We start from the raw sequence: 18,403 nt of genomic DNA, 5'->3' as shown, positions 1-18,403 counted from the left end.
TTGAGGTCCCGGCGAAGCCATCGCCGGCCTTCCATGCGATGCGACGACGGCGAGAGAGGGCCGTCTAGTCCTCGATGCTGATCTCTTCCTCCTTGCACCATTCGCGCAAGGCCTGCTCAGTCGCCTCATTCTCGAAAGCATGCCAGCGCTCGATGGCGTGGCGTCTGGCGAGCAGCGCCTTGAACTTCGAATAGGCGCCCCTCTTGTTGAAGAAATAGCGGACATCGTCGAAATCACCGGGCAGGAACTCGCGCACGAAAGCCAGCACCAGGGGTTTGCCGAGATCGAGGTCGCGCTTGTCCGGAAGCCTTACGTATTTTGTCGCATCCTCGATGTCGTCAGGCAGTTCGTCGAGCGGTTCCGAATACATTTCATCGGCCTGATAATAGGTCTCACCTGATTGTCTGCAGACATAGGCGCGGAATATGTCCATGTCGACGCTGGTGTTGGCGAACTCGAAGGCCTCCCTGATTTTTGCGAACGTCGTCGGCATGGCTTCCTCCACGGAACGCAGAATACAGAATTACGTTCAATGTGGAAGTAGAGCCGAGTTTCGCCGCGAGCAAAACACCCAGGGCCATTGTCAACCCCTCCGTTCAAAAATATTCCACTTTACCGAAATTCGGATTTGTCGTATGTGTCGGCCATCCCAGCCCACCAAAGGGGCGGTCGTACGTCGTTTCGAGCGCGGGCTGGGAGTTGCGGTGGACGCGGGCGGCGTTAAAGGCGGAGCTTGCGCGTGCAGGGCGAGATGAACCTCGTGAGCATGCGTGGCCCGCAAAGACGAACGGCGCCGCCTCGCGTACGGCGAAACCGTGTGGTCCTGGCCGTCGTTGCTACGGTCAAGCCTGTCGCGGAGATGCCAGCGAGCCCAACCGGGCAGACTGCATCATCCAATCCGCGGGGCGAGGGAGGCCAGAAGGAATGGTCGGCTCCCGGGAGAGCGCGGCATAGGCCGTCAAACCATCGCGCAGGGAAGGCCTGGTTTCGGCTGCCCTGTATCTCCCCTGTGCATTGCGTGTGCATTTGCTCAGCACGGGGGTCTTGACGGGTGCCAGCCGGCGCCCGGCCTTCCCTGCGCCCTTTCCTGCGAGAGGGTGAGGAGACCTCAAGAACTCGGGCAAAACACGCCGCGAGATCGCGACCGCGTGCCCGAGTGTCCTGCGACAATCGCGCACGGTTCGACAGGCCGGTTCCAGCCTGGTTCGAGGCCAGCTGCAACACAATCTCAACCGAACCTGCTTAGGCCTGTCACCTGCTCATCCAAAGTCTCTTGCGACGGGTCTCCTGCATGACATCGGCTTGGCGTTTCTCCCTCCTGCTTCTCGTCCAGCTCCTCGCGGCGCTTTCCGCCCATGCGCAGGAAGGTCAGGTCGTCAAATTGTCGGCCAGCATCGAATATCAGCGCATCGCGCGTTGGGATGCCGATCAGCTCAACAAGATCCTGCAGGTCGATACGCCCGCCTTCGCCGGGATCACCACAACCTACAGTCCGGCGCGCAACGCCGTCCGGCTCTATCGCGTGACCTATTCGTCCGTCGTACCCGAGCGCGGCAACAAGCCGACTGTCGCCTCCGGACTGCTCGCGATTCCCGAGGACAACGGCACCTCGTTCCCGATGGTGTCGTACCAGCACGGCACGGTCTACGGAAAGCAGGAGGTTCCCTCGTTTCCGCAGCAGTCGCCGGAAACGCAATTGATGATCGCTCAGTTCGCAGGCCAGGGTTATGTCGTGATCGGTGCCGACTATTTCGGGCTTGGCACCTCGGCCGAGCCGGAAGGCTACATGGTGAAGGCGAGCCACCAGCAGGCGACGCATGACATGCTGATCGCGAGCCGCGCCGTGCTCGATCACCTCAAGCTCACCACCACCAAATTGTTTCTCGCGGGCTGGTCGCAAGGTGGGTTCGTGACCATGGCCATGCTCGAAAAGCTCGAGCAGGCAGGCATCAAGGTCGATGCGGTCGCCACCGCGAGCGCGCCGGTCGACGCGTTCGTGGCGCTCAACGGATTTCTCAATTTCCCGCGCAAGAACGATGCGAGCTGGGTGAATTCATTGTTCATCCTGACGGCGTTCTCCTTTGAGAATTATTATGGCGTGCCGGGGCTCGCGCGCTCGCTGATCGCGGATGCCTACTATGACGTGTCGCGCAAGGCCTACATGCGCGAGCCCTTCAATCCGGCCGACGTCCCCACCGACCTGCACAAGTTGATCCGCGCCGACTATTTCGATCCGCAGTTCTTTGCGGCATCGGCCTACGGGCGCCTGGTCGCGCAGACCCAGGCGTATCGCTGGATCGTCAAGAGCCCGGTCCGCAACTATTACGGCGAGACCGACGAAGCCATCAGCGTCGGGCTGGGCCAGCTCGCCATGACCTATCAGCGTGCGATCGGCAGCGGCAACCCGGCCGTGGAGGCGATCTCGACCGGCAGCACCAGCCATCGCGGCACCTTCGCCACGGCGGTGCCGAAATGGAAATCGTGGTTCGATGGGTTCTGACGACGCGCGCGAATACGCATGATGCATCGGCATCGACAGAGGTGGTCGGTTCCCTGAAAATCTGCATCATGCACGCCGGGACGGGGCGCCATGCCGCCGGTCTCGGCCTCCGGAGCTGCTGCCGGGCCTTTGGAGGCTTTTTGCAATAGCTTTTCGGAGTGACGAGATGAGCGGCTTGGTGATCTCTGGTGGTCGTGTGGTGGATCCCGCGAGCGGGATGGACGCGATCGGCGACGTGGCGGTGGTGGACGGCAGGATCGCCGCGGTCGGCTCGTCGCTCGGCGGGGCCGAGCGGGTGATCGACGCCACGGGCCTTGTGGTCGCGCCGGGCTTCATCGATCTGCACGCGCATGGCCAGTCGATTCCGGCCGACCGCATGCAGGCGTTCGACGGCGTCACGACAACACTGGATCTGGAGGCCGGCGTGCTGCCGGTCGGGTCCTGGTATGAGCGGCAGGCGCGGAAGGGCCGCGTGCTGAACTATGGCGCTGCCACCAACTGGGCCTTTGCGCGCATCGGCGCGATGACGGGCTCCAACGCCGAGAGCTCGCTGGAGGCGTTCGGCAACGCCATGCGCGACCGGCGCTGGATGGACAATGTGGCGACCGATGCGGAGGTCTCAGGCATTCTGGAGCGGCTCTCGCGCGGTCTCAACGAAGGCGGCATCGGTATCGGCATCCTCAATGCCTACGCGCCGGGCGCCGGTGTGCAGGAGCTGACCGCAGTGTGCCAGCTCGCGGCGGCCAAGGACGTGCCGACCTTCACCCATGTCGCCTTCATGTCGCGGATCGACCCCGAAAGCGCGGTGGAAGCCTATATCCGCCTGATCGGCTATGCCGGCGCCACCGGCGCGCACATGCACATCTGCCATTTCAACTCGTCGAGCAAGACCGACATCGAGCGCTGCCGCGCGCTGATCGAAAAGGCGCAGGGACAGGGCCTGCCGATCACCGTCGAAGCTTATCCTTACGGCACCGGCTCGACCGTGCTGGCCGCGGCGTTCTTCAGCGACCCTGAATTCGTCGAGCGCAACGGCACCGGCTATGATTCCGTGCAGCGCGTCACCGACGGCTACCGCTTCCACGACCGCGAGGAGCTGTTAAAGGCGCAGGCGGAGGAGCCGTCCTCGCTGGTGCTCTGGCACATCCTCGACACCGAGCACAATGCGCATCACCGCGACCTGCTCGACATGTCGGTGCTCTATCCCGGCGGCGCCATCGCCTCCGATGCGATGCCGTGGACGACGTCGGACGGCAAGACCTATACCGGCGATGCCTGGCCACTGCCCGACGATGCCACCTCGCATCCGCGCTCGGCCGGCTGTTTCACGAAATTCATTCGCGAATGGGTGCGCGAGCGCAAGACCGTGTCGCTGCTGGAAGGCGTGCGCAAATGCGCGCTGATCCCGGCGGAAATCCTGTCGCAGAGTACGCCGGCAATGCGCGCCAAGGGCCGGCTGGCGAAAGATGCCGATGCCGACATCGTCGTGTTCGACTACGAGAAGCTTTCGGACCGCGCTACCTTCACGGCGATGAACCGTCCGTCCGAAGGTGTGCGGCACCTCGTCGTCAGCGGTCAGCCGTTGATCGCCGACGGCATTCTCGACGTTGCGGCGCGGCCGGGAAAGCCGGTCCGTCGTCCCGTCGTCGAGAGCTGATCCATGCCGGTCCCCATTCTGCTGGTCACGGGTTTTCTGGGGGCGGGCAAGACCACGGTCGTGAACCATCTGCTGGCGCACGCCGAGGGGCGGCGCATCGCCGCCGTGGTCAACGATTTCGGCGCGATCAACATCGATGCGGAATTGATCGCGGGCGCCAGCGACGGCGTGGTCAGCCTCGCCAATGGCTGCATCTGCTGCTCGCTCGAAGGTGATCTCCTGCGTACGCTCGCGACGCTGCTGCGGCGCGATCCGAAGCCGGAGTATATTGTCATCGAGACCAGCGGCGTCGCCGATCCCGCCGACATCGTCCGCAACCTGATGGATCCCGTGATCCTGCGCGAGGCGCCGCTGGAGACGGTGCTCTGCGTGCTCGACGCCGGCACGCCGCCGTCCGCGCTGGATGACGCGCTGCATCGCTCGCAGCTCCGCGTCGCCGACATCGTCGCGCTCAGCAAGCTGGATCTCGCGGAGGAGGGCGCAGGCGCGCGGCTGCGCGAGGTCATTCGGGCGCAACGCGTCCCTGCCGTGGTGGTCGATGCCAAGCACGGCGCAATTCCGTCGGCGTTGCTGTTTCCCGCGCATGTCGCACGCGGCCCCGCGCCGCGCGAGCCGGGACCCAAACGCCCGGCGGAGGATCGCTTCGAGACCTTGAGCTGGACCTCGGAGCAGCCGCTTTCGCTGCCGCGCCTGCAGCAGGCGATCGGTCGGCTTGCTCCAAAACTTGCGCGCGCAAAGGGTCTGTTCGAGACGGTCGAGCAGCCCGGCCGCCAGATGGTGTTTCAATTCGCCGCCGGCCGCGCCACGCTGGCTCCTGGCGACACGCCGGCGGCAGGCGTGCCGCGATCGCGGATCGTCTTCATTGCCGAGCTCGGCGTGCTCTCGAAGGCCGAGCTCGACGATATCATGGACGCGTGCGTTGCGGGCGGGTAGCACGATCCGCGCCGATCGTGGGACGCATCAGGCGCCTCAATCCTCCATCGGCAACGCGTCGCCGTGCACATACCAATCCGCGCGTGATGCCCATTGTACGTGCCGCTGGGGCGCGGCTTCGAGTGGCTGGTCGAACGCGCCGGCATGGATGATCGCCTCGCGCCCGCTGCGCGTGAGGTGCGGCATCGGGCTGCCGCAAGTCTCGCAGAATGCGGTGGCAAAGCTGCGCGCGTTCGGCAGGTCGAAGCGTCGCACGGAGGTTTCTCCGCGCAGCCAGCGCAGTGCGGTGGCCTTCACGATCACCTCGCAGGCATGCGCGGTCCCGGTCGCCTTGCGGCAGCGCGAGCAATGGCAGTTGAGGAAACGGTCGAACGGACCCTCGATCTCGAACGCGACCTCGCCGCACAGGCAGCTTCCCCGGAACGCGGCCATCTCACTCCCCCTCCGGCTCGGCGGGCTTCTCGGCGGCATCATCGGCGTGGACCGGCGGCGCCCCGTGCGCCCCCCGCAGCCGAATCATCGTGTCGATCACATCGACCTCGATCTTCAGCATGTCGAGGTCGCGCGTCATCTCGCGCACCTCCTGGCCCTTGCGCGCCAGCTCTTCGGAGACGTCGACCGCCATCTTGCGTTCGGTCACGTTGCCCTGGGTGTTGACGAACAGCTTTGCGCGCATCCATTCGAGCCGGGCCCGCTGGGTGTCGCGCTCGAACTTCTTCTCCGCGTAGCGGCGCCGCGCTTCCGCATAGGCGCCGACCAGCGCGGTTTCCGGCAGGCTCCACAATTGCTCGACCGACATGGTCATGGGGTTCAGGTCCCGGGGCCGCGTGAGGTAGAGTTTGCTCCCGCGGCTATCAGACCCTTCCGGCCGGCAATTCTCAAGGGGGGATCGGCAGATCCGTCTGGCTCAGGCGAACTGCGCGACGCCGTTCCCGACCGACCAGTTTTCGGCGGGCGCATCGAGCACGTTGACGAATACGTCTTCACGCCGGATGCCCGGATTTGCGCCCAGACGATCCGCGATCTGGCGATACAGCGCCTTCTTCTGCTCAGGCGTGCGCGAGGCGAACACGGTGATCTGGATCAGCAACGCGTCGTCGCTGCGCGCGACACCGTAACCCGTGCCGCAGCGGAAGTTCGCCGGCTCGTGCTCGGTGATGGACATGAACGCGTCGTCCTCGGGCACGTCGAGCGCCGCGCGCATGGCGTGATAGAGGCCGTCGAGGATCGCCTGCCGGTAGGCCTCGGACTTGCCGGCGCGCATCGCGATGTGAAGCAGAGGCATGAGCTGGTCCCTTTGCATGCGGGCTCGATCCGGCGGTGCAAGTCGCCTCGCCGGTTGGTCCGATTGGTAGAACGGACTATCAATCCCGTTCAGTTTTTGACACGATGTCGAGAAAGCACGTTCTTGACATGATGTCAAATATCTTGAGGGGCAGGGCTTGAGGCCGCGCGAATTCGATCATGACGAGGTCCTGCGCATCGCGTTCGACCAGTTCTGGCGCAACGGGGTGCGCGGCACCTCGCTGTCCGACATCGCGCGCGATGCCGGCGTGCAGCGCGGCAGCCTCTACAACGCCTTCGGCAGCAAGGAAGCGCTGTTCCTGCAGGCCTATGAACGCTATGCGGAGGATTATCTCGCAGCGCTGCAGAAGGCGCTCGGGGCGGGCTCCCTGCGCAAGCGCCTCACCGCGTTCTTCGATCTGACCATCGGCAATTTCCGCGCGGGCACGCCGCCGCGGGGATGTCCGACCACGCGCGGCCTGATGGAGCTTGGCGCGGCCGAAGGCGAGGGGCTGGATGAAGACGCGCGCCAAGCGTTTGCAAACCTGATCTCGCGCATCACCGCACTGGTTCAGGACACCCTGGCGGCGGGCGCGGCGCGGGGCGAATTCGACGGCAATGCCGCGGCCGCGGCGCTGCACATCATCACGGTGACGCGCGGCCTCGCCGTGCTCGAACGTGCCTTCGGCAACGAGCCGCAATTGCGCAAGATCGCCGCGCACACGATCGATCTCGTGCTCGGCAGGAAAGGCAGCTAGATGTCAGCACAGCGCGAGCGCGTTCACGGCCCGTGTCGCCGCGGCTTGCTTGCCGGAGCCGACGAACTGGCCGACGATGGATTCGAGCTCGCCCGGCTGGTTGCGGCGCGCGACCGTCAGCAGGCGCATCAACTCCGACTCGTCCTTCGACAGGCGTCGGCACGACGGCGGCATGAAGCACAGCTCGCAGGGCCGGCCGCTGCGCAGGATCCTGACCAGCGCGGCAGCGCGGGCCACCAGCAGCGGACTGTCCGAAATGCCCGGTGCCTCGTCGGCATAGCGATAGGCCGCTTCCCAGCAATCGGACGCGCCGGTGGTATAGGCCGCGCCGATGAAGCGGAACAGCGACAGCGCGACGCGGCAGAACTCATCGCAGCTCTCGATGCAGGGATGCGCCGCAAGCGCCGCCTGCAGCGGGCAGAGCCGCGCTGCGCCGGCCTCGGGAGTTGCCACAGCTCCGCAGATATCCGGTGTCATGAGCATCTCGTCAGTGCAATGTCGGGCTGCCGACCAGCCAGCTCTTCATCGCCATGGTGCGGTCACGGTCGATGGCCCTCACTTGCCGGTCGGGCAGGATCAGGCCTGCCATGCGGAAGATCGTTGCGAGCCCGCGCACCGGCGCGAGCGCCCAATCGGCGCCGACCGGCGGCAGCCAGCTCTCGAAGCGTTCGCGCGCGATGTCGATGCGGTCCTGCTGTGCCGCGGCGATGGCGTGCAGGATTTCGCGCTCGCTGTCCGACATGCGCGGACAGGTCGGGCAATGCACTTCGATGGCGGTGTGGGCCGTGCAGGCGAAGATCTCGATGATCGATTCCAGCGAGAGCACGGCATCGCCCACGCGAAAGTGGTCGTACACTTGCTGGATGTCGGCTGCGGTCGGCACCGCGCCGCTGCTGCGCGCCTTGGCGCGGAATCCCCAGATGAAGAGCCGTTCGCCGGCGCTCAGCGCCGGCAGGTCGAGCGACCCGTGATGTGTCGATTGATGCATGGAGCCTCTGGCATCTGCAGCGCGCACGCCGCTTCTGATCTGTGCCGATCGTTCGGCCAGAGCGTCTTCCAAGTCAACGCACGCAAGCGCGATATCGAGGTCTTCTAGAGTTGCACGCGGGAACTGCTTCGTTGAAAGACTCCAATCTTGAATCGTTCAAACCGTACCATGTTGCCGCGGACCCCGCGAAGGCACGGGCATCGCGGGTTTCGATTTACGACGCTTTAAGCCGATCAGGGCATACCAGATCCATTCGGGCGATGGTCGAATTGCCTCAAGACATTGATTGCACGCGGCGCTGGCATGTTGCTGCGCCCCTCTTCAGAGAGAACGACCGTGTTGAACCAGATCTCGATCCGTACCAAGCTCCTGAGTGCCGTCATTGCGATGGCAGTGGCCATCTGCTGCGTGACCGGCATCGCGCTGTGGTCGATGTACCAGCGGATGTATCAGGACAGGGTGAACGTGCTTAAGGCCATGGTCGACGCCGGCTACAGTCTTGCGGAAAAGTTCGAGGCCGCGGCCGTCGCGGGCCAGCTGACGCGCGAGGAAGCGCAGGCGCGCTTCAAGGATGCATTGCTGAAGATCCGCTATTCCGGCGACGAATATCTGTTCGCCCATACCTACGATCAGGTCGGCTTCGCTCATCCCAGCCCCAAGCTGATGGGCAAGGACGTCTCCGGCATCAAGGACAGCAACGGCGTTCCCGTCATCCCGTCTCTCCTCGACATCGTGCGCAAGCAGAACGAGGGCACCTACGCCTATGACTGGCCGCTGCGGCAGGACGATCCGAAGACCGCCGTGAAGCTATCCTACGTCAAGGGCTTTGCGCCGTGGAAGATCTTCATCGGAACCGGCGTGTTCGTCGACGACATCTGGACCGACTTCATGGCGATGGTCTGGAAGATCGTCGGCATCATCGCGCTGCTCGCGCTTCCCGCGATCGGGCTCGTCGGCCTCGTCGGCTTCGCGGTCAGCCGCAGCATCCGCGGCGTCAGCGCGGCGATGCAGGCGCTGGCCGACGGTGATCTGACGATCGATCTGCCCGAGGCCAAGCGGGCCGACGAGGTCGGCCAGATGGCGCGCGCCACGACCTATTTCCGAGACCAGATGGCCGAGAGCGAGAAGCTGCGCGCCGAGCAGGAGAAGTTGCGGTCAGATACTGCAGCCCAGCGCAAGCAGGACATGTACCGCCTCGCCGACGATTTCGAGCAGGCCGTCGGCACGATCATCGAGACGGTCTCGCAAGCCGCCGGCAACCTCGAGAGTTCCGCGGGCACCCTGACCTCGACCGCCGACAGGTCGCAGGATCTTGCGAAGACGGTGACTGCCGCTTCCGGCGAAGCCTCGACCAACGTCCAGTCGGTCGCGGCGGCGACCGAGGAGCTCAGCTCCTCGATCACGGAGATCAGCCGGCAGGTGCAGACGTCGGCCCGCATGGCCGGCGAGGCCGTCGCGCAGGCGCACAAGACCAACGAGCGGGTCAACGAGCTGGCGCGGGCAGCGAGCAGCATCGGCGACATCGTCGCGCTCATCAACGGCATCGCGGCGCAGACCAATCTCCTGGCGCTCAATGCCACCATCGAGGCGGCGCGCGCTGGCGAAGCCGGCCGCGGCTTCGCCGTCGTCGCCTCGGAGGTGAAGCTGCTGGCCGAGCAGACCGCAAAGGCCACCGGCGAGATCGGCGAGCAGGTCAGCGGCATGCAGACGGCGACCGGCGAATCCGTCGCGGCGATCAAGGAGATCGGCGACACCATCGGCGGCCTCTCGGAAATCGCTTCCGCGATTGCCGCAGCGGTCGAGGAACAGGGCACCGCGACCCAGGAGATTTCGCGCAACGTCCAGCAGGCGGCGCACGGAACGCAGCAGGTGTCGGCGGGCGTCGCCGACGTGCAGCGCGGGGCGTCCGAGACGGGCGCGGCGTCATCTCAGGTTCTGACCGCGGCACGTTCGCTCGCCAGCGACAGCGCCAGCCTGAAGCAGAAGGTCAGCTCCTTCCTCACCTCCGTCCGCGCGGCCTGACGGGGGCTGAAATTCCGGGAACCGGAATGCTTAAAGCTTTGCTAAGGAGATCGGGATAAATTGGCATATCCGTACCGCCAATTTCGCGAGCCCCGATGATTTTCTCCCGCATCAGTTTCAAGCTGGTTCTGATTGTCGGCATCAGCCTGCTCGGCATGATCGCACTCGTGCCGATCGCGCTTTCGACGCTCCGTGCCCAGATGGTCGCCGACCGGCAGGCCAAGACGCAGCACATGGTGGATGTCGGCTACGGCATCCTCGCCCATTACCAGAAGCTCGAGAGCGACGGAAAACTTCCGCGCGAACAGGCTCAGGCCGCCGCGATGGCCGAGATCAAGAGCCTGCGCTACGACAAGGTCGAGTATTTCTGGATCAACGACATGACCCCCAGGATGGTCATGCATCCGATCAAGCCGGAGCTCGACGGCAAGGATCTGTCCGGCATGAAGGACCCCGCCGGCAACGCGCTGTTCATGGGGTTCGTTGACGTCGTCAAGAAGCAGGGCGCGGGCTTCTATGGCTATCTCTGGCCGAAGCCCGGCTTCGACCAGCCGGTCGGGAAAATCTCCTATGTGAAGGGCTTTGCGCCCTGGGGCTGGATCATCGGCACCGGCATCTATCTCGACGACGTCGACGCCGTGTTCCGTCAGAACGCGATGACGTTCGGCTATGTCTGCCTCGCCGTGCTGGTGCTGGTCCTCGGCGCCTCCTTCCTGATCGGCCGCAGCGTGACCCGGCCGCTGGCCACGATCACCGCGCTGACCGAGCGCCTCGCCGCCGGCGACAGCGCCTTCGAGGTGCCCTACGCCGATCGCAGCAACGAGGTTGGCGCGTTGGCCAAGGCGCTCGCCGTGTTCAAGGACAACGCGTCGGCCGTGGGCCGCATGCATGCCGAGCAGCAGGAGCTGAAGCAGCGGGCCGACGGGGAGAAGCGCAAGGCGATGGCCGATCTCGCCGGCAAGTTCGAGGCGAGCGTCCAGGCGGTCGTTCGCGACGTCTTCAACGAGGCGCGCGCGATGCAGCAGGCCGCGCAGGGCATGTCTGATACCGCGAACAAGGCGAGCGATCGCGCAAGCTTCGTTGCCACGGCCTGCCAGCAGGCTTCGACCAACGTGCAGACGGTGGCCTCCGCCGCAGGCGAGCTGTCGTCCTCGATCTCGGAGATCAGCCAGCGCGTCGCGCAGGCCGCAACCGTGGCCGACAAGGCCGCCGCCGACGGTCAGCGCACCAACGACACCGTGCAGGGCCTGGCTGCGGCCGCGCATAAGATCGGCGAGGTCATCGACCTCATCAACCAGATCGCATCGCAGACCAATCTGCTCGCGCTCAACGCCACCATCGAGGCGGCGCGGGCCGGCGAGGCCGGCAAGGGCTTCGCGGTGGTTGCAAGCGAAGTGAAGTCGCTGGCAAGCCAGACCGCCAAGGCGACCGACGAGATCGGCGCGCAGATCACCGCGATCCAGGCCGAGACCAATCAGGTCGTCGGCAACATCGAAAGCATCCGCGCCACCATCATGGAGGTCAACGAGATCTCCTCGTCGATCGCCGCCGCGGTCGAGGAGCAGGGCGCGGCCACGCAGGCGATCGCGCACAGTGTGCAGGAAGCCGCCTCCGGCACCGACCAGGTCGCGCAAAACATCTCCGGCGTCACCGACGCCACGGCTGCGACCGGCCAGGCCGCCGGCCTCGTGCTGCAATCGAGCGGCCGCCTGACGCAGAAGCTGCAATCGCTCGAAACCGAGGTCAGCGCCTTCGTCGCGGGCGTGCGCGCCGCCTAGCGCGCCACGCCGCGAAAGTGCGCCGCGATGTCGGCGCGCGTTGCGATCCAGATGCGGCTTTCCAGCCGCTTCAGCTCGGCGAGAATGGCTTTCACGGCACGAAAGCGTGCGGGGCGGCCGCAAATGCGCAAGTGAAAGCCGACTGACAGCATCGAGGATTGCCCACGCTCGGCTTCCTCGACCAGCGTCGCGAGCGCTGCGCCGACATAGGTCGAAAAGTCCTCGGGCTGCACAAAGCCGTTCGGGTGGAAGAACTTCATGTCGTTGGTGTCGAAACCGTAGGGCAGCACCAGCATCGTTCCCCGCGGCGATCGGCTCCAATAGGGCAGGTCGTCGTCGAGCGCGTTCGAGTCGTAGGAGAAACCGAGCTCGACCAGAATGTCGCGCGTCCAGGCGCTCTGGCTGCCGCGGGACATGAAGCCGGCCGGCGTGACCCCCGTCGCGCGTGCAATGACGTCCCGCGTTCGCGCGATGTCGCCGCGCTCTGCCTCGGCATTGTCATAGAGCGCGTGCGGCAGCCAGCGCCAGCCATGTACTGCCGGCTCGTGGCCGGCTTCGGTCACGGTCCGGGCCAGATCCGGAACACGCTCGACCGCACGGCCGCACATCATGAAGGTCGCGCGAATTCCGGCGCCGGCGAAGGCGTCGAGGAAGCGCCACAGGCCGGCACGCATGCCATAGTCGAACACCTGCTCCTGCACGAGATCGCGGATGCCCGGCGGCGATGTCGAGGCGACTTCGCCATAGCGTTCCGTCTCCGCGTCGCCCTGCTCGACCGCGAGCTCGGCGCCCTCCTCGAAATTCACCACCAGCGAGACCGCGACGCGGGCGCCGTTGGGCCAGATGATATCCGGGCGTGCCCGGCCATATCCGCGAAGATCGCGTTCGATCGACATGGTCAGCGGCTTCCGATCTGGCGGCTGACGCCGCCGGAGATTTCCGCGCAGACGAGACCGGCCAGTGTCAGCAGCACGATCACGCCCGAGACGGCGGCAACCCGCACGTCGAGGCTTCCTTCGAGGATCGCCCACAGCTTGATCGGCAGCACCTCGGTCCGGGCGTCGGCCAGGAACAGCGACACCGGCACATTGTCGAACGACGTCAGGAATGCGACGAAGCAGCTCGCGAGGATGCCGCGGCGGATCAGCGGCAGCGTGACGCGCCGGAAGGTGTACCAGCGGCTGGCTCCCAGGCTGAGCGAGCAGGTGATCAGCACCGGATTGAGCTGCTGCACGGAAGCGCCGACCATCCGGATCACGAAAGGCACGCAAATGATGGTGTGGCCGAGCACGAGCGTTGCCGCGGACAGGCGGATGCCGAGCAGGTTGAAGACCAGCAGCAGCGACAGGCCGAACGCCATCGCGGGCAGCACCATCGGCGACATGAAGAGAGCATCGAGCAGGCGCGCGATCTTCAGCTGGCTGCGGGCAAGGCCGAGCGCCGCCGCGCAGCCCAGCACCGCGGAGAGGATCGTTGCGGCCGCCGCGACCTTGAGGCTGGTCAGCGCGGGCTCGATGATCTCCTGCGATTGCAGCAGTTCGACGTACCAGCGCAGCGACCAGCTCGGCGGCGGGAATTTCAGCGTGATGCCGCCGGTGAAGGAAATGACGAGCACGACCAGCGTCGGCGCCAGCAGCAACAGCATGCCCAAGCCGCTGATTGCGCCGACGACGCCTGAATAGAGGCGGTCAATCAAGCTATGCCGCATCAACGCCTCGCACGTAGCGGCGGGACAGCGCCCCGACGGCAAACACGATGCCGGTGACGGCCAGCGTGAAGATCAGGGACAGCGCTGCTGCGAACGGCCAGTCCTGTACGCCGACGGCCTGTTGGTAGATGTGAGACGGCATCAGGATAATGCGGCCGCCGCCGACGAGCGTCTGGGTGATGAAGGCGGTTGCGGCGGCAGCGAAGACGAGCAGCCAGCCGGCGATGGCGCCCGGCAGCGTCAGCGGCAGGACGACGGTGACGAAGATGCGGGCGCGGCTTGCTCCCAGTCCCTCGGCCGCGCGCGTCAGATTGCGGTCGAGCCGCAGCAGGCTGTTGATGAGCGGCAGCGCCATCAGCGGCAGCTGGATCTGGGTCAGCGCCAGCACCATGCCCTCCCATGTGTAGAGCAGCCGGGCCGGCGCCTGCCAGAACCCGAGCGACAGCATCGCCGAATTGACGATGCCGTCGCGGCCGAGGATGACGATCCAGGCGAAGGTGCGCACCACCGTGCTGGTCAACAGCGGCAGCATGATCAGGAAGGTGATCAGCGTTCGCATGAAGGGGCCGCTCGCGACGTAGACGAGCGCGAGCGGATAAGCGAGAATCAGCGTGGCCAACGCGACCTCTGCCCCCAGCCAAAGCGTGTCCGTGAGCACCTTGAGGCTGAACGGATCGGACAGGAATCTCACATATTGGACCAGCGATAGGCCCGAGAATTGCGGGTCGCGGAACAGGCTGATCACGACGAGCGCGGCCAGCGGCAGCACGAAGGCTGCGAAGAACAGCGCTGCCAGCGGCACCGCCGGCAGCAATTGATTCGTTCCGGTGGCGCTGTCCGGGCTCATCTAGATCTTCACTTCCTTGCTGAAGCGGGTGATCCATTCGCCCCGGAGCGGCTGGAATTTGGTCCAGTCGAGCAGAACATTGTTGGCGACGAGATCGTCGACGCTCTTGGCGACGGTGAGATTGGCGCCGGTCAGCGCCACCTTGCTGTTGGTCGGCATCATCACCCAGGGAGCCGCCTCGAGGCCCTTCTGCGTCTCGACCGACATGACCGTGTCGAGATAGTCGAGCACCGCCTTCGGATCCTGGTTGTTCTTCACGATCTGCGCGCTGGTGCGGATCACGACTGCGCCGGACTTCGGCTTGGCGAAAGCGATGTCGACACCCTTGGCGGCCAGCAGCGCCACGTTGTTCCAGAAATTGAAGGCGATATCGATCTCGCCTTGCTGGAACAGCGCCGCCAGCGCGCCGGGCGAGGCGGCGATCGCGCCGACATTCGGCAGCAGTTTCTTGATGGCGTCGAAAGCCGGCTCGATGTTGGTCTCCGAGCCGCCGTTGAGTTTGGCGATCTCGACCATGAAGGCGGTGCCGAGGCTCGAGCCGAGCCCGGTGATGCCGACGCGGCCCTTATATTCCGGCTTCCAGAGGTCCTCCCACGACGTCGGCGGCGTGGCGATCTTCTTGGGATTGTAGGCGATGCCGATCAGCTGGCAGGTGATGACAGGCGCATAACCGTCGGGATGACGGAACGCGCTTGGAATGTCGGCAAAGGACTTCGATTGCTCGGCCGGAAATTTCTGCAGCACGCCGCTCGTGATCGCTGGAATCAGCGGGCCCTCGTCGAACAGCACCACGTCGAAGGGGGGCGCGTTGCGCGAGGCCTGGATCTTGCCGATCTGATCGACGCCGAGCAGGGGTGTGAACGTGACGCCGCCCTCGCTGGTCTTCTTGAACGCCGGCCCGACCACCGCGCGGAAGGCTTCGTCGAAACTGCCGGGATAGGTCGTCGCGACGATCGAGGTCGCGGCGCGCGACGATGTCGGCCATCCCAGGCCTGCTGCCGCCAGCGCGGCCGAACCTGATGTGAGCAGCGATCTCCGGGATAGGCTCATTTCAAACACTCCTCTGCTGATGGTCTGGGACGCCGTCGGCCGGCGTGCTGAAAATGCTGACGCGCGAGACGTCGGAGATCGCAAGCCAGGCCGCCTCTCCCGCCTGCGCCCTCGCGATGCCGGCGGCGCGGGCCTGGCTGACCTTCACGGCCTCGCCGCTCGTTGTGAGGCCCTCGGTGACGCTGACGGCGCCGAGCGGCACGGTGGCGCGGATCGTGACGGGAATGGCGTCGGGCCGGTCAGCTGCGCCGAGTGCGATGTTCTCGGGCCGGACCGAGAGCGTCACCGGGGTGCCGCGCCGGCGCTGTGTGGAGCGCCCAAGGTCGATCTCGGGCCCCGCGTCCAGCAGCACGCGATCGTTCTCCGTCACGATGCCGCGCAGGAGATTGGTGTGGCCGATGAAACTGGAGATGAACAGACTTGCCGGGCGGTCGTAGAGCGCATCCGGGCTGTCGATCTGCTCGATGCGACCCTTGCTGAGCACGACGATGCGATCGGCCATCGACAGCGCTTCCTCCTGGTCGTGGGTGACGATGATGGAGGTGACGCCGAACGTCTTCAGAAGGCTCTTGATCTCGATCTGCATGTCGAGGCGCAAATTCTTGTCGAGCGCCGAGAACGGCTCGTCGAGCAGGACGAGGCCGGGATCGATCGCGAGCGCGCGCGCAAGTGCGACGCGCTGCTGCTGGCCGCCGGAGAGCTCCCCGGGCAATCGGCGTGCGAACGCCGACATCTGGGCGAGGCCCAGCATCTGCTCGACCTTCGCCGTGACCTCCGCGCCGGGCCTTTTGCGCGCGCGCAGTCCGTAGGCGACGTTCTCGAACACGGAAAGATGCGGAAACAGCGCATAGTTCTGGAACACCATGCCGATGCGGCGGCGATTGGCGGGAATGTGCTCGACCCGCGCGCCGTCGAAGCGGACCTCGCCCCTGGACGGACGCAGGAAGCCCGCGATGATCTGAAGCATCGTGGTCTTGCCGCAGCCGGACGGGCCGAGCAGCGCGATCAGCTCGCCGGCTGCAACGGCGAGATTGATCTCGTCGAGCGCAACGGTCGCGCCGAAGGCGTGGCCGACCCCCTTCAGATCCAGCGAATGTCCGCGTACTTCACTCAACGCCAGCTCCATGCTCCGCAGGTGACCTGCGGCAGGGTTAGCAATCGTCGTGCCAGCGCGGTTCATTCGCCAACGTCTTGCAACTGCTCGACAAAATAATAGGCGCCAAAAATTGGCGCCAATTTATTGATTATATTGTGAACAAATATGGCAGAGGTTTGTATAAAAAATAGGCTGCGGCCACCTTCCAGAATCCTGTAAAATCGACGCATGAAGCGAAGCCGTCCTCTCAGGCGCAAGCCGAAGCGTCCCGAGCCGAAGCGTCAGGAGCCTGACGCGATCGATCTCCGCAGCACCGACGACGATCCCGTGGTGCAAGGCATCCTGACCGCGATCAGCCAGAAGCGGCTCAAGCCGGGCGCCAAGCTAGGCGAGGACAAGCTCGCGAAGGCCTTCGGCACCACGCGAATTCACATTCGCCAGGCGCTGTCCCATCTCGCCTCGCGCAAGGTGGTCATGCAGATCCCCAATCGTGGCGCGTTCGTGTATCGGCCGAGCTGGGAGGAAGCCAAGGACATCCTGGCCGCGCGCCGGGTCATCGAGACGGCCACGGTGAGCGCTGCGATCGACCGGCTGGACAAGGCAGGCAGGGCCGAGCTGAAGGCGCATATGGAGCTGGAGGCGCGGCACGACCGCAACGACCGCTGGGCCTCACTGTCGCTGACGGCGGAATTCCACGTCCTGGTCGCCAAGCTCGCCGGCAACCGCGTGCTGCTGGAAATGTCGCGCGAGCTGATGCTGCGAACCTCGCTGGCGATCGCGACGTTCGAGCAACCCGGCGAGCCGGATTGCCTGCCCGACGCTCACCCCGATATCGGCGCGCTGATCCTCGCCCGCGACAAGGCCAGCGCGATCGATGCCATGCGTCACCACATCGAGGAGATGGAGCAGCGGATCCGGCCGAAGGAGGGCGCGGACGAGGTCGACGAGCTCACGGCGATCTTCCGGGAGATCGATGCGCGCGGGCGGGCTGGCGGCTAGCATGGCGGTCCGCCGCATCCTCCTTATCAATCCGAACAGCCTTGAGGCCACCACCGCGATGATGGTGGCCATTGCAAAGTCGGTCGCTGCGGATGGCTTCGACATCACCGGAGCGACGGCAACACGCGCGCCCTCGATGATCGTCTCCGCCGATGCGCTGGAGGCCGCCGCGCCCGAGGTCGAGGAGATTGCGCATTTGCACCGGAATTCCTGCGACGGCATCATCGTGGCAGCATTCGGCGATCCCGGCCTTGCCGGCATCAGGACGGCGATGGATCTGCCTGCGGTCGGTATCGGCGAGTCCGCGATGCGGGAGGCCGCGGAGAATGGCCGCCGCTTCGGCGTGGCGACCACGACGCCGCTGCTGAAGGCGAAGATCGATGCCCTGCCGGACGCGCTGAAATTGCGTTCGCGCTACACCGGCACGCGCTTTGCCGATGGCGACCCGCAGCAGCTGATACGCGATCCCGCACGTTTGCGCGCGGCTCTGGCCGATGCGGTCAAGGCCTGCATCGAGCAGGACGGAGCCGAAGCGGTCATCATCGGCGGCGGGCCATTGGGTGAAGCGGCGCGCGACCTTCAGCCGATGTTCGTTGTGCCGGTCATCGCACCGATCGCGTCTGCCGTGAGGCGGATCATCGGGCTCGTCACGACGTGACCTCCGATTTTTTCCGCGTCGCGGCATCGGCCGTGGTGCGGAAAACTGTTTTCCTTGACATGACCTCTGCCGTGCTCGACGTGTAACGATGTCGTTCGACGGCACCGTTGCGTGCCTTCGCGAGA

General features: G+C 65.5%; 19 protein-coding genes. 8 read left to right on the top strand and 11 right to left on the bottom strand.

All coding sequences use genetic code 11. The annotated features are described in order from the left end of the window. Nucleotides 1–64 precede the first annotated feature (64 nt). Nucleotides 65–493, bottom strand: a complete 429-nt coding sequence (locus Q0743_RS20620; protein WP_298243329.1) for a hypothetical protein — start codon at nt 491–493, stop codon at nt 65–67. Between the two features lie 798 nt (nt 494–1,291). On the opposite strand from Q0743_RS20620, the gene Q0743_RS20615 reads away from it, so the two are divergent. The 3 genes from Q0743_RS20615 (at nt 1,292) to Q0743_RS20605 (ending at nt 5,090) form a co-directional block, all read left to right on the top strand. After that, entirely contained in the window at nt 1,292–2,500 is a 1,209-nt protein-coding gene (locus Q0743_RS20615; RefSeq protein WP_298243328.1) for an alpha/beta fold hydrolase, read from the top strand. Between the two features lie 166 nt (nt 2,501–2,666). Further along, the gene (locus Q0743_RS20610; protein WP_298243327.1) at nt 2,667–4,157 is read left to right on the top strand and encodes an amidohydrolase family protein; all 1,491 of its coding nucleotides are present in this window, start codon (nt 2,667–2,669) and stop codon (nt 4,155–4,157) included. 3 nt (nt 4,158–4,160) lie between these two features. Further along, nucleotides 4,161–5,090, top strand: a complete 930-nt coding sequence (locus Q0743_RS20605; protein WP_298243326.1) for a GTP-binding protein — start codon at nt 4,161–4,163, stop codon at nt 5,088–5,090. 36 nt (nt 5,091–5,126) lie between these two features. Here the strand turns inward: Q0743_RS20605 and Q0743_RS20600 are convergent, their stop codons facing one another. The 3 genes from Q0743_RS20600 to Q0743_RS20590 all read right to left on the bottom strand — a co-directional run bounded on the left by Q0743_RS20600 (nt 5,127) and on the right by Q0743_RS20590 (nt 6,375). Further along, nucleotides 5,127–5,522: a GFA family protein gene (locus Q0743_RS20600; protein WP_298243325.1), complete on the bottom strand. Its 396-nt coding sequence runs from the start codon at nt 5,520–5,522 to the stop codon at nt 5,127–5,129. Nucleotide 5,523: 1 nt separating this feature from the next. Further along, a complete protein-coding gene (locus Q0743_RS20595; protein WP_298243324.1) occupies nt 5,524–5,895 on the bottom strand; it encodes a hypothetical protein in 372 nt (123 codons plus the stop codon). A 102-nt stretch (nt 5,896–5,997) separates the two neighbouring features. Further along, nucleotides 5,998–6,375 (bottom strand): tautomerase family protein, encoded by a 378-nt coding sequence (locus Q0743_RS20590; RefSeq protein ID WP_298243323.1) that lies wholly within the window; start codon nt 6,373–6,375, stop codon nt 5,998–6,000. A 157-nt stretch (nt 6,376–6,532) separates the two neighbouring features. Between Q0743_RS20590 and Q0743_RS20585 the strand changes: the two genes are divergently transcribed. Then, nucleotides 6,533–7,132: a TetR/AcrR family transcriptional regulator gene (locus tag Q0743_RS20585; protein WP_298243322.1), complete on the top strand. Its 600-nt coding sequence runs from the start codon at nt 6,533–6,535 to the stop codon at nt 7,130–7,132. A gap of 3 nt (nt 7,133–7,135) precedes the next feature. Here Q0743_RS20585 and Q0743_RS20580 read toward each other — a convergent pair whose 3' ends face one another. Together Q0743_RS20580 and Q0743_RS20575 are read right to left on the bottom strand one after the other, a co-directional pair. Beyond that, nucleotides 7,136–7,609 carry a hypothetical protein gene (locus Q0743_RS20580; RefSeq protein ID WP_298243321.1) on the bottom strand — a complete coding sequence of 158 codons (474 nt, stop codon included), beginning with the start codon at nt 7,607–7,609 and terminating at the stop codon, nt 7,136–7,138. 10 nt (nt 7,610–7,619) lie between these two features. Further along, nucleotides 7,620–8,120 carry a hypothetical protein gene (locus Q0743_RS20575; RefSeq protein ID WP_298243320.1) on the bottom strand — a complete coding sequence of 167 codons (501 nt, stop codon included), beginning with the start codon at nt 8,118–8,120 and terminating at the stop codon, nt 7,620–7,622. A 336-nt stretch (nt 8,121–8,456) separates the two neighbouring features. Here Q0743_RS20575 and Q0743_RS20570 point away from each other — a divergent pair, with 336 nt between their 5' ends. Next, on the top strand, nt 8,457–10,142 hold the full coding sequence (locus Q0743_RS20570; RefSeq protein ID WP_298243319.1) for a methyl-accepting chemotaxis protein: 1,686 nt from the start codon (nt 8,457–8,459) through the stop codon (nt 10,140–10,142). Nucleotides 10,143–10,237: 95 nt separating this feature from the next. Beyond that, nucleotides 10,238–11,920 (top strand): methyl-accepting chemotaxis protein, encoded by a 1,683-nt coding sequence (locus Q0743_RS20565; RefSeq protein WP_298243318.1) that lies wholly within the window; start codon nt 10,238–10,240, stop codon nt 11,918–11,920. Here the strand turns inward: Q0743_RS20565 and Q0743_RS20560 are convergent. From Q0743_RS20560 to Q0743_RS20540, 5 genes are read right to left on the bottom strand one after another with little or no spacing between them, the layout of a single operon-like run. Beyond that, nucleotides 11,917–12,816, bottom strand: a complete 900-nt coding sequence (locus Q0743_RS20560) for a polysaccharide deacetylase family protein (RefSeq protein ID WP_298243317.1) — start codon at nt 12,814–12,816, stop codon at nt 11,917–11,919. The two genes, Q0743_RS20565 and Q0743_RS20560, sit on opposite strands and share 4 nt — an antisense overlap. A 2-nt stretch (nt 12,817–12,818) precedes the next feature. Next, the gene (locus Q0743_RS20555; RefSeq protein WP_298243316.1) at nt 12,819–13,628 is read right to left on the bottom strand and encodes an ABC transporter permease; all 810 of its coding nucleotides are present in this window, start codon (nt 13,626–13,628) and stop codon (nt 12,819–12,821) included. Further along, nucleotides 13,618–14,475, bottom strand: a complete 858-nt coding sequence (locus tag Q0743_RS20550) for an ABC transporter permease (protein ID WP_298243315.1) — start codon at nt 14,473–14,475, stop codon at nt 13,618–13,620. The genes Q0743_RS20555 and Q0743_RS20550 overlap by 11 nt, the downstream gene beginning before the upstream one ends. Then, the gene (locus Q0743_RS20545; RefSeq protein ID WP_298243314.1) at nt 14,476–15,525 is read right to left on the bottom strand and encodes an extracellular solute-binding protein; all 1,050 of its coding nucleotides are present in this window, start codon (nt 15,523–15,525) and stop codon (nt 14,476–14,478) included. A gap of 1 nt (nt 15,526) precedes the next feature. Beyond that, nucleotides 15,527–16,639, bottom strand: a complete 1,113-nt coding sequence (locus Q0743_RS20540; RefSeq protein ID WP_298243313.1) for an ABC transporter ATP-binding protein — start codon at nt 16,637–16,639, stop codon at nt 15,527–15,529. A gap of 210 nt (nt 16,640–16,849) precedes the next feature. Here Q0743_RS20540 and Q0743_RS20535 point away from each other — a divergent pair, with 210 nt between their 5' ends. Together Q0743_RS20535 and Q0743_RS20530 are read left to right on the top strand one after the other, a co-directional pair. Further along, nucleotides 16,850–17,620: a GntR family transcriptional regulator gene (locus Q0743_RS20535; RefSeq protein ID WP_298243312.1), complete on the top strand. Its 771-nt coding sequence runs from the start codon at nt 16,850–16,852 to the stop codon at nt 17,618–17,620. 1 nt (nt 17,621) lies between these two features. Then, on the top strand, nt 17,622–18,278 hold the full coding sequence (locus Q0743_RS20530; RefSeq protein ID WP_298243311.1) for an aspartate/glutamate racemase family protein: 657 nt from the start codon (nt 17,622–17,624) through the stop codon (nt 18,276–18,278). The last annotated feature ends 125 nt before the right edge of the window (nt 18,279–18,403 follow it).

This window comes from uncultured Bradyrhizobium sp., assembly GCF_936943645.1.
Lineage (GTDB): Bacteria > Pseudomonadota > Alphaproteobacteria > Rhizobiales > Xanthobacteraceae > Bradyrhizobium.
The sequence above is the reverse complement of the archived record's forward strand: the minus strand, read 5'-3'. Positions and strand labels throughout refer to the sequence as shown.

What these genes read in the sequence shown, in the direction of transcription:
- Q0743_RS20535 (WP_298243312.1), top strand. Translation starts at nt 16,850, where the DNA reads ATGAAGCGAAGCCGTCCTCTCAGGCGCAAGCCGAAGCGTCCCGAGCCG.
- Q0743_RS20555 (WP_298243316.1), bottom strand. Translation starts at nt 13,628, where the DNA reads ATGCGGCATAGCTTGATTGACCGCCTCTATTCAGGCGTCGTCGGCGCA.
- Q0743_RS20575 (WP_298243320.1), bottom strand. Translation starts at nt 8,120, where the DNA reads ATGCATCAATCGACACATCACGGGTCGCTCGACCTGCCGGCGCTGAGC.
- Q0743_RS20580 (WP_298243321.1), bottom strand. Translation starts at nt 7,609, where the DNA reads ATGACACCGGATATCTGCGGAGCTGTGGCAACTCCCGAGGCCGGCGCA.
- Q0743_RS20565 (WP_298243318.1), top strand. Translation starts at nt 10,238, where the DNA reads ATGATTTTCTCCCGCATCAGTTTCAAGCTGGTTCTGATTGTCGGCATC.
- Q0743_RS20610 (WP_298243327.1), top strand. Translation starts at nt 2,667, where the DNA reads ATGAGCGGCTTGGTGATCTCTGGTGGTCGTGTGGTGGATCCCGCGAGC.
- Q0743_RS20615 (WP_298243328.1), top strand. Translation starts at nt 1,292, where the DNA reads ATGACATCGGCTTGGCGTTTCTCCCTCCTGCTTCTCGTCCAGCTCCTC.
- Q0743_RS20560 (WP_298243317.1), bottom strand. Translation starts at nt 12,816, where the DNA reads ATGTCGATCGAACGCGATCTTCGCGGATATGGCCGGGCACGCCCGGAT.
- Q0743_RS20595 (WP_298243324.1), bottom strand. Translation starts at nt 5,895, where the DNA reads ATGACCATGTCGGTCGAGCAATTGTGGAGCCTGCCGGAAACCGCGCTG.
- Q0743_RS20600 (WP_298243325.1), bottom strand. Translation starts at nt 5,522, where the DNA reads ATGGCCGCGTTCCGGGGAAGCTGCCTGTGCGGCGAGGTCGCGTTCGAG.
- Q0743_RS20545 (WP_298243314.1), bottom strand. Translation starts at nt 15,525, where the DNA reads ATGAGCCTATCCCGGAGATCGCTGCTCACATCAGGTTCGGCCGCGCTG.
- Q0743_RS20550 (WP_298243315.1), bottom strand. Translation starts at nt 14,475, where the DNA reads ATGAGCCCGGACAGCGCCACCGGAACGAATCAATTGCTGCCGGCGGTG.
- Q0743_RS20620 (WP_298243329.1), bottom strand. Translation starts at nt 493, where the DNA reads ATGCCGACGACGTTCGCAAAAATCAGGGAGGCCTTCGAGTTCGCCAAC.
- Q0743_RS20605 (WP_298243326.1), top strand. Translation starts at nt 4,161, where the DNA reads ATGCCGGTCCCCATTCTGCTGGTCACGGGTTTTCTGGGGGCGGGCAAG.
- Q0743_RS20530 (WP_298243311.1), top strand. Translation starts at nt 17,622, where the DNA reads ATGGCGGTCCGCCGCATCCTCCTTATCAATCCGAACAGCCTTGAGGCC.
- Q0743_RS20590 (WP_298243323.1), bottom strand. Translation starts at nt 6,375, where the DNA reads ATGCCTCTGCTTCACATCGCGATGCGCGCCGGCAAGTCCGAGGCCTAC.